Origin of the sequence: Lichenicola sp., from assembly GCF_965198575.1 — a bacterium.
GTDB lineage: Bacteria > Pseudomonadota > Alphaproteobacteria > Acetobacterales > Acetobacteraceae > Lichenicola.
In genome coordinates, this window is sequence record NZ_OZ240671.1 from 1,923,862 (window position 1) to 1,939,665 (window position 15,804).

Here is a 15,804-nt window from a genome sequence, read left to right on the forward strand (position 1 = left end):
GGCATCATGAAGGTCGATGCGCGTCAGGCCGGCCGGCTGCTGGCGGCTCCGGGGACGCTGCGGGCGATCCTGTTGCATGGCGAGGATAGCGGCCTGATCCGCGAGCGCGCTGCCAAAGCGGTGCGTGCGGCGGCCGGCACGCTGGATGATCCGTTCCGGCTGGCGACGCTGTCGCGCGACGCGCACGAGCGGCTCGAGGAGGAGATCGGCGCGTTGTCCCTCACCGGCGGCAGGCGCGTTGTGTGGGTTCGCGAGGCGACCGACGCACTCGGACCGCCACTGAAACGCGCGCTGGCCAGGCCGGGCGACACGCTGGTGGTGCTCGAGGGGCCCGGACTGGTGTCCCGCTCGAAGCTGCGGGCGCAGGTCGAGGCGATGCCGGATGGGGCGTCGATCGCCTGTTATCCCGAGGAAGGGCGCGCACTGGAAGCGCAGGTCGGGCAGATGCTGGCGGCATTGCAGGTGCGCATCGACCCGGACGCGCTGGCCTGGCTCTGTTCCCGGCTCGGGGCCGATCGTGCGGCGACCCGCGGCGAGGTGGAGAAGCTGACACTTTATGCCGGCGAGGGTGGCGGCCGCATCAGCCTGGACGACGCCATGGCCTGCACCGGCGATGCGGCCGGCGCGTCGCTGGACGATGCCGCGTTTGCCGCAACCGCCGGTGACCGGGCCGGTGCGGACCTCGCGATCGAGCGCACGCTGGCGGAGGGATCAAGCCCGATCGCGGTGGCGCGCGCGCTGCTGGGCCACCTGCACCGGCTGCGCCATGTCCGGCTCGTAATGGAGGAGACCGGCCAGGGTGCGCAGGAGGCGATGCGCAGCCTGCGTCCGCCGGTGTTCTTCAAGCGCGCGCAGGCGTTCGCGCAAGGCGTGTCGCTGTGGAGTGCCGCCGGGCTGCTGCGCGCGGCCGAGCAGACGCAGGCACTGGAGCTGGCCTGCAAGCAGACCGGTGCCCCCGACCTGGTGCTGTGCAAGCGCCACCTGGCGGCGATTGCGAACCAGGCGCGCGCATCCCGCTAGCCGCGTGTTGCCCGGTGTCGTGAGGGCGGCCTATAAGCGGATCGGTTGTCCGCGTAGCTCAGCCGGATAGAGCACAGGATTCCTTGTCACCAACTGGGCGTCGCGATGGGAAACCGCGCGATGGATCCGCTCAAAGTCGGGGAAAGCTGGTGGCGCTCTGGCGTCGTGCCGATCCCGAGCCAAGCCCGCCCCGCAAAGGGTGGGAAGGTGTAGAGACTGGACGGGCGGCACCTAAGGGTTCCGGCCTAGGGTGAAGGGACAGTCCAGACCACGAACGTCGCCCTCACCGGCGGCGGCGGCGAAAGTCGAAGTGGGATGAATCCTGGGGCCGTGGGTTCGAATCCCGCCGCGGACACCATTCTGTGATCCTCACGACGTCGTTTGGGCCCTTGGCGGCCGGGGCGGGCTGATGTCTGTCCACCGGTTCAGACAAGGGAGTGATCCACATGGCTCGTGGTGTGCGTTTTCATGAGACCGGCGGCCCGGACGTGCTCAAGATCGAGCAGGTCGACGTGCCTGCCCCCGGCGCGGGCGAAGTCCGGATCAAGGTCAAGGCACTCGGCCTCAACCGGGCGGAAGCGATGTTCCGCGTCGGCGCCTATCTCGAGGACCCGGTGTTTCCATCGAAGCTCGGCTACGAGGCGGCCGGCACGATCGAGGCGGTCGGGCCGGACGTACGCGAGTTCCAGGTTGGCGATGCGGTCAGCGTCGTGCCGGCGTTCCATTTCGCCCATTACGGCATGTATGGCGACCTGGTGCTGGCACCGGCCCGCGCCGTGGTGAAGCATCCGGAAACCCTGGACTGGGCGTCCGCGGCGGCGACCTGGATGCAGTACCTGACCGCATGGGGCGCGCTGATCGACATCGCGAACCTCAAGCGCGGTGACTTCGTGCTGATCCCGGCTGCTTCGAGCAGTGTCGGACTGGCCGCGATCCAGATCGCCAACCAGGTCGGTGCAACGCCGATCGCGCTGACCCGGACGTCTGCAAAGAAGGCGGACCTGACCGAAGCCGGCGCGGCGCATGTCATCGCCACGGCCGAGCAGGATCTCGTGCAGGACGTGATGCGTCTGACCGACGGCAAGGGCGCGCGCGTCGTATTCGATCCGGTCGGCGGCCCGACCATGGCCAAGCTGACACAGGCCACTGCGCGTGGCGGCATCATCCTGCTGTACGGCGCGCTCAGCGAGGAGGCGACGCCGCTGCCGCTGTTCGACGTTCTCGGCCGCCAGCAGACGATCCGCGGTTACGTGCTGTTCGAATACACCACCGACGATGCGAAGCTGGCCAGGGGGCGCGATTTCGTCCTGGCTGGTCTCGCCTCGGGCGCGTTGCGTCCGAAGATCGCGAAAACCTTCCCGTTCGAACAGATCGTCGAGGCGCATCGCTATCTCGAGTCGAACGAGCAGGTCGGAAAAGTCGTGGTCCTGGTCGACTAGCCGGATCGCACAGTGTGCCGGGCATGTGGTTTGCCATGCCCGGCACGGCGTGCCAGCTTCATCATCTGGCTGGGACGATGAAGGGTTTCGACGATGCGCCCTGAAACCGGCACGCCCCCTTGCAATCGCATGACGCACGCAACTCCACGATCGCGCGAGTTTTTCCAAGCCGTTCGCCACGGTTGAGCGGTGCGGCAGTTATTCGCACCGGGTGCCGACGCGATTCTTCGTCTGGTGCTGCTCATCGTCGCCGTGTTGGTTGTCGGTGGCGTGTTGGTCGCCGGTGGCGTGTCGCGCTCGAGCTACATGTACGGTGTCGGCGTGGCCCCGTCGCAGCCGGTGCCGTTCAGCCACAAGCACCATGTGGCCGAGCTCGGGCTCGATTGCCGCTATTGCCACACGTCGGTCGAGACGGCGGCGACGGCAGGTATTCCACCGACATGGACCTGCATGACCTGCCACTCGCAGATCTGGACCGGGTCGTCGATGCTGGCGCCGGTGCGCGAGAGCCTTGCCAACGATCGGCCGCTGCACTGGGTGCGTGTGAATCGACTGCCGGACTACGTCTATTTCAACCACTCGATTCACGTGACCAAGGGCATCGGCTGTTCGAGCTGCCATGGCGCGATGAATACGATGCAGCTGACCTACCGGGCGAACGCCTTCACGATGCAGTTCTGCCTGAACTGCCATCGCAACCCGGCGCAGTTCATCCGCACGCCCGACCAGGTCTGGAACATGGAATGGTCGTCGCCGCTCGACCAGGCGAAACTCGGCCGTCTGCTGGTGCTGAAGAACCATATCCGGCCGGCGGCACAGCTCACGGATTGCTCGATATGCCATCGCTGACATGCCGCGGGGGAGCTGTCCACGATGGCGGCTGATCCGGACGATATCGGTGCCGTGCGGGCAGCCCTCCGGCAGCGGCAGGCGAGCGGCGGCAATGCCTGGCGCAGTCTCGAGGATCTGGCGGGAACTCCGGCGTTCCGGCGTTTCCTGAAAGCGGAATATCCGGGGGTTGCCGATCTCGCGGGGCCTGGCGGAATTGGCGGCGCGATCGATCGGCGGCGGTTTTTCCGGGTGATGGCGGCGTCGTTGGCATTGGCCGGTCTTGCCGGTTGCGATGATCCGGACGACGACGATGGCCGCACCGAGGAGGTCGCGTATGTGCGCGATCCGGCACACCAGCGTCCGGGTTCGCCGCTGCGTTACGCCACCGCGACGCTGACCGACGGGTTCGCGAACGGCGTGCATGTGGTCACCCGCAACGGCCGCCCGATCAAGATCGAGAGCAACGACAGCCACCCCTGGACCCGCGGCGGCACCGACGTGCTGGGGCAGGCGTCGATCCTCGGGCTGTACGATCCGTTCCGCTCGCAGGCCGTTTTGCAGAACGGGCGCACCACGGATTGGGAGAGTTTCCGCGCGCAGATGCTGGCCCCGATCGCGGTCGCCCGGGCGCGTCGTGGCGACGGTTTGCGGCTGCTGACCGGGCCGGTCACCTCGCCCTCGCTGGCGGCACGGATCGCGGGCCTGCGTGCAGAGATGCCAGGGCTGCACTGGCACGGTCACGAACCGATCTCGCAGGCGGCGGTGCGGGCCGGCAGCCAGCTCGCGTTCGGGCAGACGCTCGAGACGCGGTGGCGCTTCGACAAGGCGCGCGTCGTCGTGGCGCTTGATGGGGATTTCCTCGATCCGGGGCCGCAGCAGGTCGGCGTGTCGCGGGACTGGGTGGAGGCGCGCCGGGCCTCGACGGCGAATGGTCCGCTGCTCACGCTGCACGCATTCGGCCCGACACCGACGCTCACCAGCGCCAAGGCGGATCATCACGCACCGCTCTCGGCGCGTGATGTGGCAGCGCTTGCCGATTGCCTTGCGACCGGCGGCGACTGGACCGGCTCCTCGGCACCGGCGGTGCGACGGGCGATCGCTGCTCTCGAAGCGGCGCACGGCCAGGGCATCGTGATGGCAGGCCCGGCGCAACCGGCCGAGGTGCATGCGGCGGTGCATCGCGCCAACGCGCGGCTGGGCAATCTCGGCGGGCCGGTGTTCCAGACGGCACGCGCGGTGGCAGCGACGGAGGATCTCGCCTCGCTGCTCACGGCGATGCAGGCGGGCCAGGTGCAGACGCTGCTGATGCTGGGTTGCAATCCGCTCTACGACGCGGCGGCCGAGCTGGATTTCGGCGCGCACCTGTCGCGGGTGCCGCTCAAGATCCACGCCGGCGAGTATGTCGACGAGACCGCCGAGGCCTCCGATTGGCATCTGCCGCTGACCCACCCGCTGGAAAGCTGGGGCGATGCGCGGGCGTTCGACGGCACCGTCTCGCTGCTGCAGCCGACCATCGCGCCGTTTTACGAAGGTCGTTCGCCGCAAGAGATCCTGTCGTTGCTGACCGATCCGGAGCCGCAAGCCGGGCGGGCGCTGCTGCATGCGTATTGGCGTGGGCAGTGGGGTTCCGATGATCGCTGGCACGCGGCGCTGCGGCACGGCTTCGTCGAGGGCAGCGCGTTCCAGCCGGTGACGGTGTCGGTGCAGCCGGCCGGCGCTGCAAACCCACGCCCGGCCTGGACCGGCCTCGAGCTGCTGTTCCGGCCGGACCCCACCGTGCGCGACGGTGCCCAGGCCAACAACGCCTGGCTGCAGGAGCTGCCGAAGCCGCTCACCAAGATCGTGTGGGAGAACGTCGTCGCAATCTCGCCGCGCCTGGCCGAGCGCGAGGGGCTGGGCAACGGCGACGTGGTGGTGCTGTCGGCGGGAGGCCGGACCCTGGAGGCGCCGGTCTGGATCACCCCGGGCCAGGCGGAGAACAGCCTCACCGTCACGCTGGGTTACGGCCGCCGGGTGCAGGACGCGCTCGCCACCGGCCTCGGCTACGACGCATACACGCTGGTCCGCGCCGATACCCCGTGGGCGCGCGACGACGTGACGCTGCGCAAGACCGGCCGGCGCGTGCGGATCGCCACCACGCAGGACCACTCCTCGATGGAGGGGCATGACTTCGTCCGCATGCAGCATCCGGGCGAGCGCCAGGATACGCACGACAACGACGCGGAATCCGTGAAGCCGGCCACGCTGTACGACACCAGGCCGGTCACCGAACCCGGCGACGGCCGCGCCTGGGGCATGGTGATCGACCTCGATAGCTGCATCGGCTGCAACGCCTGCGTGGTGGCGTGCCAGTCGGAGAACAACATCGCCGTGGTCGGCCGCGACCAGGTGATGCAGGGCCGCGAGATGCACTGGCTGCGCATCGACCGCTATTACGAAGGCGAGCTCGACGCGCCCGACACGCGTTTCCAGCCGGTGCCGTGCATGCATTGCGAGGACGCGCCGTGCGAGGTGGGCTGCCCGGTGGAGGCGACGTTGCACGACCATGAGGGGCTGAACCTCATGGTGTACAACCGCTGCGTCGGCACCCGCGCCTGCTCCGGCTACTGCCCGTACAAGGTGCGGCACTTCAACTACCTGGATTATTCCGCAGGCGCGCAGCCCTCGATCCAGGCCGGCCGCAATCCGGAGGTCACGGTGCGCGCGGTCGGCGTGATGGAGAAATGCACCTACTGCGTGCAGCGCATCGCCGAGGCGCGGATCGACAGCGACACATCCGGTGAGCCGATCGCCGACGGGGTGGTGAAAACCGCCTGCCAGACCTCCTGCCCGACCCGCGCGATCAGCTTCGGCAACCTCGCCGACCCGCACGCGCAGGTCACCGCGCAACGCCAGGACGACCGCAACTACGCATTGCTCGGCGAGCTCGGGGTGAAGCCGCGCACCACGTACCTGGCCGGCCTGCTGCCCCCCGACGCGCCGGGCAAGGCCTGAGCATGAGCGACGGCATCCTCCCGCGCGCGTCGCCGTTCATCCGCTCGGACCAGACCTACGAGAGCATCGGGCGGCAGGTCGAGCAGGCGGCGTTCGGGGCGATCGGGCGGGCCTGGTGGCTGGCGGTCGCCGCGTCGGTCGGGCTGATCGGAGTGTTGGTGATCTCGATCGGCTGGCTGCTGTACGAAGGCGTCGGCGTCTGGGGCAACAACGTCCCGGTCACCTGGGCGCTCGACATCGTCGGCTATGACTGGTGGATCGGCGTTGCGACCGGGGCACTCGGGCTGTCGGTGCTGCTGCTGCTGACGGGCCAGAGCTGGCGCGGGGCAGTCAGCCGGATCAGCGAGACCATCGCCGTGCTGGCTGCGATTGCCGCGGCCGTGTATCCGATCATCCATCTCGGACGGCCGTGGTTCTTCTACTGGAACCTGCCGTATCCGAACACGATGGGGCTGTGGCCGCAGTTCCGCAGCCCGCTCTATTGGGACGCGGTCGACATCCTCGGCTACCTGACGGTCAGCCTGTCGCTCTGGTATGTCGGCATGCTGCCCGACCTCGCCAGCCTGCGCGACCGGGCCGTCGACCGGGTGCGCAACCGCGAAGGCGGCCGGATGCCACTTCTTGCAGCGCAGCTCTACGGCATTGCCGCCCTCGGCTGGCGTGGCTCGGCGTCGCACTGGTATCGCTGGAGCCGGTCGCTGCGGGCACTCGGGCTGCTCGGGCTGATCGTCGTGGTGTCGCTGCAGACCGGGGCCGCGGTGATGTTCGCAGGCAGCCTCGAGCCCGGCTGGCACGACACGATGCTGCCGGTGACGTTCCTGGTCGACGCGCTGTTCTCCGGCGTTGCCGCGACGACCGCCATCGTGGTGGTGATGCGGCGCGCGTTTTCGCTCGAGGCATCCATCACCGAGGCGCATTTCGACCGGCTCGGCTGGCTGCTGCTCGGGCTGGGTCTCGCCGACCTCTATTGCGTGTTCGCGGAGAATTTCGGGACCCTGCTCAGCGGCGACAGCTATGCGCTGTTCTCGCTCGGGCAGCGCCTGCACGGGCCACATTCCTGGGCGTTCTGGACGTTGCTGCTGGCGGCGATCGTGCCGGTGCAACTGTTCTGGCTGCGCACCGCCCGGCAATCCCCGCCGCTGCTGCTGCTGGTCGGGCTCTCGGTGTGTGTCGGCAGCTGGGCGGACCATTTCATGGTCATCGTGGCCACGCTGCAGCATGATTTCCTGCCCTCGTCGGATCACCCCTACAGCATCGGCATCTGGGGGTTAGCGACGTTCGTGGGCTCCGGCGGGCTGTTCCTGTTCCTGCTGCTGCTGGCGCTGCGGTTGCTGCCGGTGCTGTCGTTGCCGGACACGCGGGCGCTGTCGCATCTTGGTCCGGAAGCGACCCGAACGCCGGTGTCGTCGGACCATCTCGACCTGCCGCGGGACGCGCCGGTCTGGGGCGTGGCGGCGGAGTTCGACGGACCGGACGATGCGGTTGCCGCTGCCCGCTCGCTGCACGGCCGGAAGCTCGGCCGGCTCGACCTGTATTCGCCGATGCCGATCGAGGGGGCCGTCGAGGCGCTGCAGATGCGGCGGCGGCTGACCCATCCGGTGGCACTGGCGGGGATCGTCCTGCTCGGTGGGGCGGCGATGATGGCGATGTGCCTGTACGCCACCGGCTACGACTACGTGTTCAATATCGGCGGGCGGCCGCGCTTTTCCTGGCCGTCATTCGTGGTGCCCAGCGTGTCGTTCGCGATGATGGTGGGCGCGATCGCGACGGTGGCGGCGCTGCTGTTCCAGAACCGGCTGCCGCGGCTGAACCATCCGGCCTTCAACATCCCTGGCATCGGCGGTGCCAGCCGCGACCGCTATTTCCTGGTGGTGGAGAAGCAGGACGACGATTTCGATGCCGCCCGCGTGACACTCGCGATGCAGGCGCTGCCGGTGCAGCCGCTCGTCGTGCACCGGGTGCCGCGATGAAGCGGATTTCTGCGATCATGCTGCTGCCGGTCCTGGCGCTGCTGCCGTCGGGGTGCAAGCGGCACGACATGTACACCCAGGACAAGTCGAGCTCTTGGGACGCGAGCCGGTTCTTTCCGAACCAGCAATCGATGCGCAAGGCCGCCGATGGCGCCGTGCCGGTCGATGAGACGGACCCGGACGTCGCGCACCCGCCCGTCGCCACCGCCGCAATGCTCGAGCGCGGGCACGAACGGTACAACATCTTCTGTGCGCCGTGCCATGCGAAGACCGGCGAAGGTGACGGCATGATCGTGCAGCGCGGCTTCCCGCATCCGCCCTCCTTCAACAGCGACCGGCTGCGCCAGGCGCCGGCGCAGCATTATTACGATGTCATAAGCAACGGCTACGGCGTCATGTACAGCTATGCCGAGCGGGTGCCGTCCGACGACCGCTGGGCGGTGATCGCCTATATCCGCGCGCTGCAACGCAGCCAGGGCCTGCCCGTCGCCGAGCTCACACCCCAGGATCATGCGGGGCTCGATCATGCGGAGCTCGATCATGCGGGGCAGCCATGACCCGTGACCGCAGACCGATGCTGCTGGCTGGTGCGGGTGTGATCCCGCTGCTGGTCCTGGCGGTGTTGGGCGGAGCCGGCATGCGGGTGATGCCGTCCTACCTGGCTGCGTGGCTGTTCGTGCTGTCGGTGCCGCTTGGTGCGCTGTTGCTGGTGGGCTTGCTTGAGGCGTTCGCCGGCGAGGCGAGCCCTCTGCTACCGCCGTTGCGGGCGCTGCTGCCGCTGATGCCGGTGGCCGCGCTGCTCGGGCTGCCGGTGCTGCTGCTGTCAGGCACGCTGTACGATCCGTCGGCCTGGCCCGCGGCGGGGATCGGCCGGGAGTGGTTCGCGCACACGCCGTTCAGCCTGCGCATGGTGGTGTTCCTGCTGATCTGGAGCGCGCTCGCCCTGCAATTCAGCGTGCCCCCGCGCCTTGGCGGCCGGCGCGTGGCGGCCGGGCTCGGGTTCGGCCTGACGCTGGTGACCGGCACCCTCGCCGCGTACGACTGGGTCATGGCGGTCGAGCCCGGCATTGCCTCCTCGGAATTCGGGCTGCTGGTCCTCGCCGGTGCGATGCTTTCGGCGCTCTCGGTGGCCGCCCTGCTGGCCTGCCTGGTCGACCCGCCGGCGTCGTATGGCTTTGCGGGGCCGCTGCTGATCCTGCTGGCGCTCTGGATGTTCCTGCATTTCAGCCAGTTCCTGGTGATCTGGTCGGCCAACGAACCGCACGAGGCGAGCTGGTATCTGCACCGGATCGACGGCCTCGGTGCGGCCTGCTTGTGGCTCGCGGTGCTGCTCCTGCTGGCAGCCCCGGTACTGAGGCTGCCGGCGATCCGACCCGCGGCCCGGCGTCGCTTGATCGCAGCCATTGCCGGTCTGGCGCTGCTGGTCCGGCTGCTGGAGAGCTTCTGGCTGATTACCCCGTCATTCCGCGGTCACTTCACGCTGTCCGCGGCCGACCTGCTGGCGGCGGCGGGGCTGATCGCGCTGGTCGTCGGCGTGCATCTGGCGGGCTGGCTTCCGGCCCTCGGGAGGCGTCGCCTTGTCCGCGCCTGAGCACCCCGCCTGCGACCATGCCCCGACGCCGGATCACCGCCGTCGCAACGGCGCGCTGCTCGCCTTCGCGGGCGCGGTCGCCGGTGTCTCGGCGTTGTTCATGGGCCAGGCCGCCCGGAAGCGCATGCTGGAAAGCGGCGCGGATCCGTTCGGCGAGGAGACCGGCCGCGGCCAGCCCTCCGCTCCGCCGGCACCGCAGGCCGTCGCCAAGGGGTTCGAGACCGAGGACATGAGTGCGGCGACGATGGGGCTGCTCTCGCTCGGCCTGGCGATCGCCATTGCCGTGGCGATCTGGCTGGTGGTGCTGATGCTGCATGGCTTCCGCGCCGACCGCGAGCAGGCGCCATCCTTGACCGCCGAGCAGCAGACCCCCATCGCCACGCCGTTGCCGCACCTGCAGGACCATCCGTTGCGCGATATCGCTGCCCTCCGCCGGACGGAGTCGGACCGGCTGAACCATTACGCCTGGGCCGATCCGCAGCACACGCGGGCCCGCATCCCGATCGGCGAGGCGATGCAGCGCACCATCGGCCAGTCGTTGGACGGCGTTCCATGACCTGGTCCCTCGCATGAACAGCCAGAGTGCCAGCCCGGCGAGCTCGCCGCTGCTGTTGTGGCCGCGTGCCGCATCCGCGGATGCGGTGCAGTCGGACCACCTGATCCTCAGCTTCACGCTGCTGACGCTGCTGCTGACGGTGCCGATCTTTCTCGCCATCACCTGGTTCGCGATCCATTTCCGCGACGGCAAGCAGGCCCACCGGGAGTATTCCGAGAACAAGAACCGGCTGCTCGAGGTGAGCTGGATGCTCATCCCGTTCATGCTGACGCTCATCTTCTTCTATTGGGGCGCCAAGCTGTTCGACCGGCACAAGCACCCGCCCGGCGACGCGCTGCGCATCGAGGCGATCGGCCGGCAATGGATGTGGAAATTCCAGCATCCGGGTGGCCAGGCGGAAATCAACGACCTGCATGTGCCGACCGGCCAGCCGGTGCTGATCAACATGATCTCGCAGGACGTGATCCACGCGCTGTACCTGCCGGCACTGCGCATCCAGATGGAAACCCTGCCCGGCCGCTACACCCAGCTCTGGTTCAAGGCGGACAAGGCAGGGGTGTTCCGGCTGTACTGCTCGGAATATTGCGGCACCGACCATTCCAAGATGGCTGGGCTGCTCACCATCATGACGCCGGCCGACTACGCCGTCTGGTTGCGCAACGCCGGCACCTCTACGTCGCTCGCCAGCCAGGGCAAGGCGCTGTTCAGCTCGTATGGCTGTGCCGGCTGCCATGACGGCAATGCGGTGGTCCGGGCGCCGTCGCTGGCCGGAGTGTACGGCAACCCGGTGCCGCTCGAGGCCGGCGGCACGCTGATCGCCGACGACAGCTACATCCGCGACAAGATCCTGTATCCGGACCACAACCTGATCGCCGGCTACAAGCAGGTCATGCCGTCATTCAAGGGCGTCATCCAGGAGAGCGACCTCGTCCTGCTCACCGCCTACATCAAGTCGCTCGGCTCGCCCGATCGCGACGACACCAGCTCCGGACCGGAGAAGACGCCATGAGCCCCTCCGACACCACGCTTTCCCGCATCGCCGGAGGCGCACGCGAGCCGAGCCCGGCGCGCACGACGATCGACCGCGAGCCGGACTACCTGCATGACGAGCACACCCTGCGCTCCTGGCTCGGCACCACCGACCACAAGCGCATCGGCATCCTGTACCTGCTGAGCATCACCTTCTTTTTCATCATCGGCGCCATTGCCGCCGGGCTGATCCGGCTGTCGCTGGTGGTGCCGAACGGGACGATCTTCAGCAACGACACCTACAACAAGCTGTTCACCATCCACGGCGTAGTGATGATCTGGTTCTTCCTGATCCCGTCGATCCCGGCGACCTTCGGCAACTTCATCATGCCGATCATGATCGGCGCCAAGGACGTGGCCTTCCCGCGGCTCAACCGCACCAGCTGGTACATCTTCGTCGGCGCGTCGCTGTTCACCCTGTTCACCGTCGTGGCGGGCGGCGTCGATACCGGCTGGACCTTCTACGCGCCGTTCAGCACCACCTTCTCAAACACCTGGGTGGTGCCCGCACTCATCGGCGTGATCGTCGTGGGGTTCTCGTCGATCCTGACCGGGCTCAACTTCATCGTCACCATCCACACCATGCGGGCGCCTGGCATGACCTGGTTCCGGATGCCGATCTTCGTCTGGACGATGTACGCGACCAGCCTGATCTTCCTGCTGGCGACGCCGGTCATCACCATCGCGCTGATCCTGCTGCTGATGGAGCGCGCCTTCCATATCGGCGTGTTCGACCCCGCACTCGGCGGCGATCCGGTGCTGTTCGAACACCTGTTCTGGTTCTACTCGCACCCGGCGGTGTACATCATGGTGCTGCCGGGCATGGGGGTGATCAGCGAGATCGTGCCGGCCTTCGCGCAGAAGAAGCTGTTCGGCTACCGCTTCGTCGCCTACGCCTCGATCGGGCTGGCCTCGCTGACCTTCTTCGTGTGGGGCCACCACATGTTCGTCAACGGCGAGAGCGAGACCTCGGCGGTGGTGTTCTCGGTGCTGTCGTTCGCGGTGGCGGTGCCGTCGGCGGTGAAGGTCTATAACTGGACCGCCACCATCTACAAAGGCAGCCTCAAGCTCGACACGCCGATGCTCTACGCGATGGGTTATATCGGGTTGTTCGTGGTGGGCGGACTGACCGGGCTGTTCCTGGCGACCCTGGCGGTCGACGAGCAGGTGCACGATACCTACTTCGTGGTGGCGCATTTCCACTACATCATGGTGGGGGGCACAGCGCTCGCGTTCCTGGGCGGCCTGCATTACTGGTGGCCGAAGTTCACCGGCCGGATGTATCCCGAGGCCTGGGGACGGCTCTCGGCGTTCCTGGTGTTCATCGGCTTCAACACGACGTTCATGCCGCAATTCATCCTGGGCTATCTCGGGATGCCGCGGCGCTATCACAATTATCCGCCCGAATTCCAGATCCTGAACATCCTGTCGTCGGCGGGCAGCCTGGTGCTGGCGCTCGGCTACATCTTCCCGATGGTCTATCTGCTGTGGTCGCTACGGTTCGGTGCCCGCGCCCCGGCCAATCCGTGGAACGCCAAGGGGCTTGAATGGACGACCTCGTCCCCGCCGCCCAAGCATAATTTCGAAACCCCGCCGACCGTCGATTTCGAGCCGTACGACTACTCCGACCGCGAGGCCCGGGTGTGAGCCAGGCCCTCCGGGAGGAACGTGCAGAGGTCGGGATCGAGCGGGAGGAGCATTTCACCACCGACGGGCAGCAGAAACACGCCGCCAAGTTCGGGCTCTGGTGCTGGCTGCTGACCGAGCTGCTGCTGTTCGCCGGCCTGTTCCTGACCGCGCTGATCCTGCGGATCCTGCACCCCGGGGCGGTCACCGCGGTCGCCAGGCACCTGAAGTTCTGGATCGGCGCCACCAATACCGCTGTGCTGATCGTCTCCAGCTTCACCATGTCGGCGGCGATCCAGCTGTCCCGCATCGGCTGGCAGCGGGGCATGGTGCGGGCGATGCTGGCCACCGCCGGCCTCGGCACCCTGTTCCTGCTGCTCAAGAGCTTCGAGTACTACCAGGACTGGGACGAGCACATGATGCCGTTCCTGCCGCTACGCTCCTACGCGCTCGCCGACGACCGGGCCAGCATCCTGTTCACCGACCTCTATTACATCACCACCGGGCTGCACGCCGTGCATCTGCTCACCGGCGTGTCGATCCTGCTGGTGATGACCTGGTTGGCGAGCCAGCCGCGGTTCCTCGAGCGGCACCAGAACCGGATCGAGATCTTCGGGCTGTACTGGCACTTCATCGACCTGATCTGGATCATCGTCTTCCCCGTGCTCTACGTGCTGAACCGCTGATGGCCGCCCGTCCGCTCTCCCCGGGTGATCGCCGGATGCTGTGGGCGGCCCTGCGCACGCCCATCCTCACCATGCTGGCGCTGCTGCTGATGCTCGGGCTGATCGTGCTGCTGGGCGTCTGGCGGCCGATCCAGGCGGCATGGATGATCGAGGCCGCGGTCACCGTGGTCATGATCGGCACCGTCATCGTGGTGTCGATGGAGCTGTTCGAGGAGCCGCCGATCATCCGCTTCTTCGCGCTGATCGGTTTCTTCTGGGTCGCCATCCTGTTCGCGATGACGCTGCTGGACTACGTGACCCGGTAAGTTTTCCTCAAGGAGCGTCGAGCGGGATCGCGGTGATGGCATTGTAGGGACTGCCGCCGGTGGTCATCGCTTTCGTCGACCAGGCGAGATAGATCAGGACATGCTTGTCCCGGTCGTAAAGGCGGGATACGCGCAGTTCCTTGAGAAAGAACGACGTGCTCAGCCCGAACACGATTTCGGAATCGGGCAGGTCGGCAGGGGGCACGATTTTTCCGGTGGCGCGACAGGCCAGCGAGAACCGTGACGGATCGGTCGCCAGGCCCAGCGATCCCTTAACGCCACCGGTCTCGGCGTGCGACAGGTAGCACGACACGCCCGAAACTTTCGGATCATCGTAGCGATCGACGGCGATCTGGTCGTTGCGCCCGAGCAGCCGGAACGTCGTGCTGACGGAACCGACCCGCACCCCGTCCGCCGCTGCAACGACCGGAGCGGCCAAGGTCGTGCCCAGAACCAGGGCCGTGACCACGCCACGGGAGATCTTCCGGAATTGGATCATCTGCAACCGAAACCCTGTTTCTCGACATGATCCCGACGCGCCGGGCGACGTTGCAGCCCGAGATGCAGCAGGCCGAACCGCCGATCATGATCGTCCACTCCACGACGCCATACAATGCCGAGCCGCCGCTGGACCGCCTGCGTGCCGCGACGATCACCGCCCGGCGGGATTTCTATGTTCGCAGCCACGGCGATATCCCCGACCTTGCGGAGGCGACGCACCGCCTGGTCGTCGCCGGGCTGGTGGCGAAGCCGCTCGAATTTTCCCTGGACGCGCTGCGGGATGGTTTTTCCGAAGTCACCGTCACCGCGGTGATGCAATGCGCCGGCAATCGGCGTGCCGACCTGCAGCTCGTGCGGCCGACCACCGGGGACCCGTGGGCTCCCGGCGCCATCGGCAACGCCGCCTGGACCGGCGTACGGCTGGCCGACGTCCTGAACGCCGCCGGTGCCAGCGACGCCGAGTCGCTGCACGTGGCCTTCGACTCATGCGACGAGGTGGAGATCGAAGGCGAAGGTCGTTTCGCCTACGGTGCGTCGATCCCGATGGCAAAGGCGATGTCGCCGGAGGTGCTGCTCGCCTATGCGATGAACGGCGAGGCGCTGGCGCCGGAGCACGGGCATCCATTGCGGGTCGTGGTGCCGGGCTATGCCGGGGTGCGCAGTCCGAAATGGCTCCGCCGCATCACCGTGCAGGACCGGCCGTCGGACAATCACATGCAGGCGCGTGACTACAAGCTCGTCCCCCCGCACATGACGCCGGAGACCGTCGATTGGGACAGCGGATTCACGATTAACGAGATGCCACTGAATTCCGCGATCTGCGAGCCGGCCGCCGGTGAGGTGCTCGAAACCGGCCACGTCACCGTGCGCGGCTACGCGATCGCGACGGCGCGCCCGATCGTGCGTGTCGATATTTCATATGATGGCGGCAACCACTGGATCCAGGCGAGCCTCGAGCATGATGCGACCGCGCCATGGAGCTGGACTTTCTGGACGGCAGTACTTGATCTGCCGGCAGGTCGACATGAACTTGTTGTACGCGCTTGGGATTCTGCCGGGCAGACGCAACCCGCGCGACCGGACGACACATGGAACTTCAAGGGATATTTGAGCGCTGCCTGGCACCGCGTGTCGGTTTCGGTGCGCTGATCGGCTGCGCACGATCGGAATAGTCCCGGAAATAAATGCGTAATAGCGCGAATTGTGAGGCCGCAAGCCTTGTCGCTTCGGCATTCAGGCTATAGTCAGCAGATATC

At 67.4% G+C, this 15,804-nt stretch carries 14 protein-coding genes; 13 read left to right on the forward strand and 1 reads right to left on the reverse strand.

Annotated elements, in window-relative coordinates; genetic code table 11:
• The first annotated feature begins 6 nt into the window (after positions 1–6).
• The 12 genes from holA to ACOEQ2_RS08850 all read left to right on the forward strand — a co-directional run bounded on the left by holA (position 7) and on the right by ACOEQ2_RS08850 (position 14,047).
• The gene (gene holA / locus ACOEQ2_RS08795) at positions 7–1,020 is read left to right on the forward strand and encodes a DNA polymerase III subunit delta (protein WP_419730990.1); all 1,014 of its coding nucleotides are present in this window, start codon (positions 7–9) and stop codon (positions 1,018–1,020) included.
• A gap of 446 nt (positions 1,021–1,466) precedes the next feature.
• The gene (locus tag ACOEQ2_RS08800) at positions 1,467–2,459 is read left to right on the forward strand and encodes a zinc-dependent alcohol dehydrogenase family protein (protein ID WP_419730991.1); all 993 of its coding nucleotides are present in this window, start codon (positions 1,467–1,469) and stop codon (positions 2,457–2,459) included.
• Positions 2,460–2,648: 189 nt separating this feature from the next.
• Positions 2,649–3,308 (forward strand): cytochrome c3 family protein, encoded by a 660-nt coding sequence (locus ACOEQ2_RS08805; RefSeq protein ID WP_419730992.1) that lies wholly within the window; start codon positions 2,649–2,651, stop codon positions 3,306–3,308.
• 24 nt (positions 3,309–3,332) lie between these two features.
• Positions 3,333–6,284, forward strand: a complete 2,952-nt coding sequence (locus ACOEQ2_RS08810; protein WP_419730993.1) for a TAT-variant-translocated molybdopterin oxidoreductase — start codon at positions 3,333–3,335, stop codon at positions 6,282–6,284.
• 2 nt (positions 6,285–6,286) lie between these two features.
• Complete coding sequence (locus tag ACOEQ2_RS08815) at positions 6,287–8,254, forward strand: quinol:electron acceptor oxidoreductase subunit ActD (protein ID WP_419730994.1); 1,968 nt, start codon at positions 6,287–6,289, stop codon at positions 8,252–8,254.
• Complete coding sequence (locus ACOEQ2_RS08820; RefSeq protein WP_419730995.1) at positions 8,251–8,811, forward strand: c-type cytochrome; 561 nt, start codon at positions 8,251–8,253, stop codon at positions 8,809–8,811. The genes ACOEQ2_RS08815 and ACOEQ2_RS08820 overlap by 4 nt, the downstream gene beginning before the upstream one ends.
• A complete protein-coding gene (locus ACOEQ2_RS08825; protein ID WP_419730996.1) occupies positions 8,808–9,845 on the forward strand; it encodes a hypothetical protein in 1,038 nt (345 codons plus the stop codon). Before ACOEQ2_RS08820 ends, ACOEQ2_RS08825 begins: the two co-directional genes overlap by 4 nt.
• Positions 9,832–10,401 (forward strand): hypothetical protein, encoded by a 570-nt coding sequence (locus ACOEQ2_RS08830; protein WP_419730997.1) that lies wholly within the window; start codon positions 9,832–9,834, stop codon positions 10,399–10,401. The genes ACOEQ2_RS08825 and ACOEQ2_RS08830 overlap by 14 nt, the downstream gene beginning before the upstream one ends.
• Before the next feature lie 13 nt (positions 10,402–10,414).
• The gene (coxB, locus tag ACOEQ2_RS08835) at positions 10,415–11,410 is read left to right on the forward strand and encodes a cytochrome c oxidase subunit II (RefSeq protein WP_419730998.1); all 996 of its coding nucleotides are present in this window, start codon (positions 10,415–10,417) and stop codon (positions 11,408–11,410) included.
• A complete protein-coding gene (gene ctaD, locus ACOEQ2_RS08840) occupies positions 11,407–13,077 on the forward strand; it encodes a cytochrome c oxidase subunit I (RefSeq protein ID WP_419730999.1) in 1,671 nt (556 codons plus the stop codon). Before coxB ends, ctaD begins: the two co-directional genes overlap by 4 nt.
• Entirely contained in the window at positions 13,074–13,742 is a 669-nt protein-coding gene (locus ACOEQ2_RS08845) for a cytochrome c oxidase subunit 3 (protein ID WP_419731000.1), read from the forward strand. The genes ctaD and ACOEQ2_RS08845 overlap by 4 nt, the downstream gene beginning before the upstream one ends.
• A complete protein-coding gene (locus tag ACOEQ2_RS08850) occupies positions 13,742–14,047 on the forward strand; it encodes a hypothetical protein (protein WP_419731001.1) in 306 nt (101 codons plus the stop codon). The genes ACOEQ2_RS08845 and ACOEQ2_RS08850 overlap by 1 nt, the downstream gene beginning before the upstream one ends.
• A 7-nt stretch (positions 14,048–14,054) precedes the next feature.
• On the opposite strand, the gene ACOEQ2_RS08855 is transcribed toward ACOEQ2_RS08850, so the two are convergent.
• Positions 14,055–14,546, reverse strand: coding sequence for a CreA family protein (locus ACOEQ2_RS08855; protein ID WP_419731002.1), 492 nt, complete (start codon positions 14,544–14,546; stop codon positions 14,055–14,057).
• Between the two features lie 26 nt (positions 14,547–14,572).
• Between ACOEQ2_RS08855 and ACOEQ2_RS08860 the strand changes: the two genes are divergently transcribed.
• Positions 14,573–15,697, forward strand: a complete 1,125-nt coding sequence (locus tag ACOEQ2_RS08860; protein WP_419731003.1) for a molybdopterin-dependent oxidoreductase — start codon at positions 14,573–14,575, stop codon at positions 15,695–15,697.
• Positions 15,698–15,804: the final 107 nt, after the last annotated feature.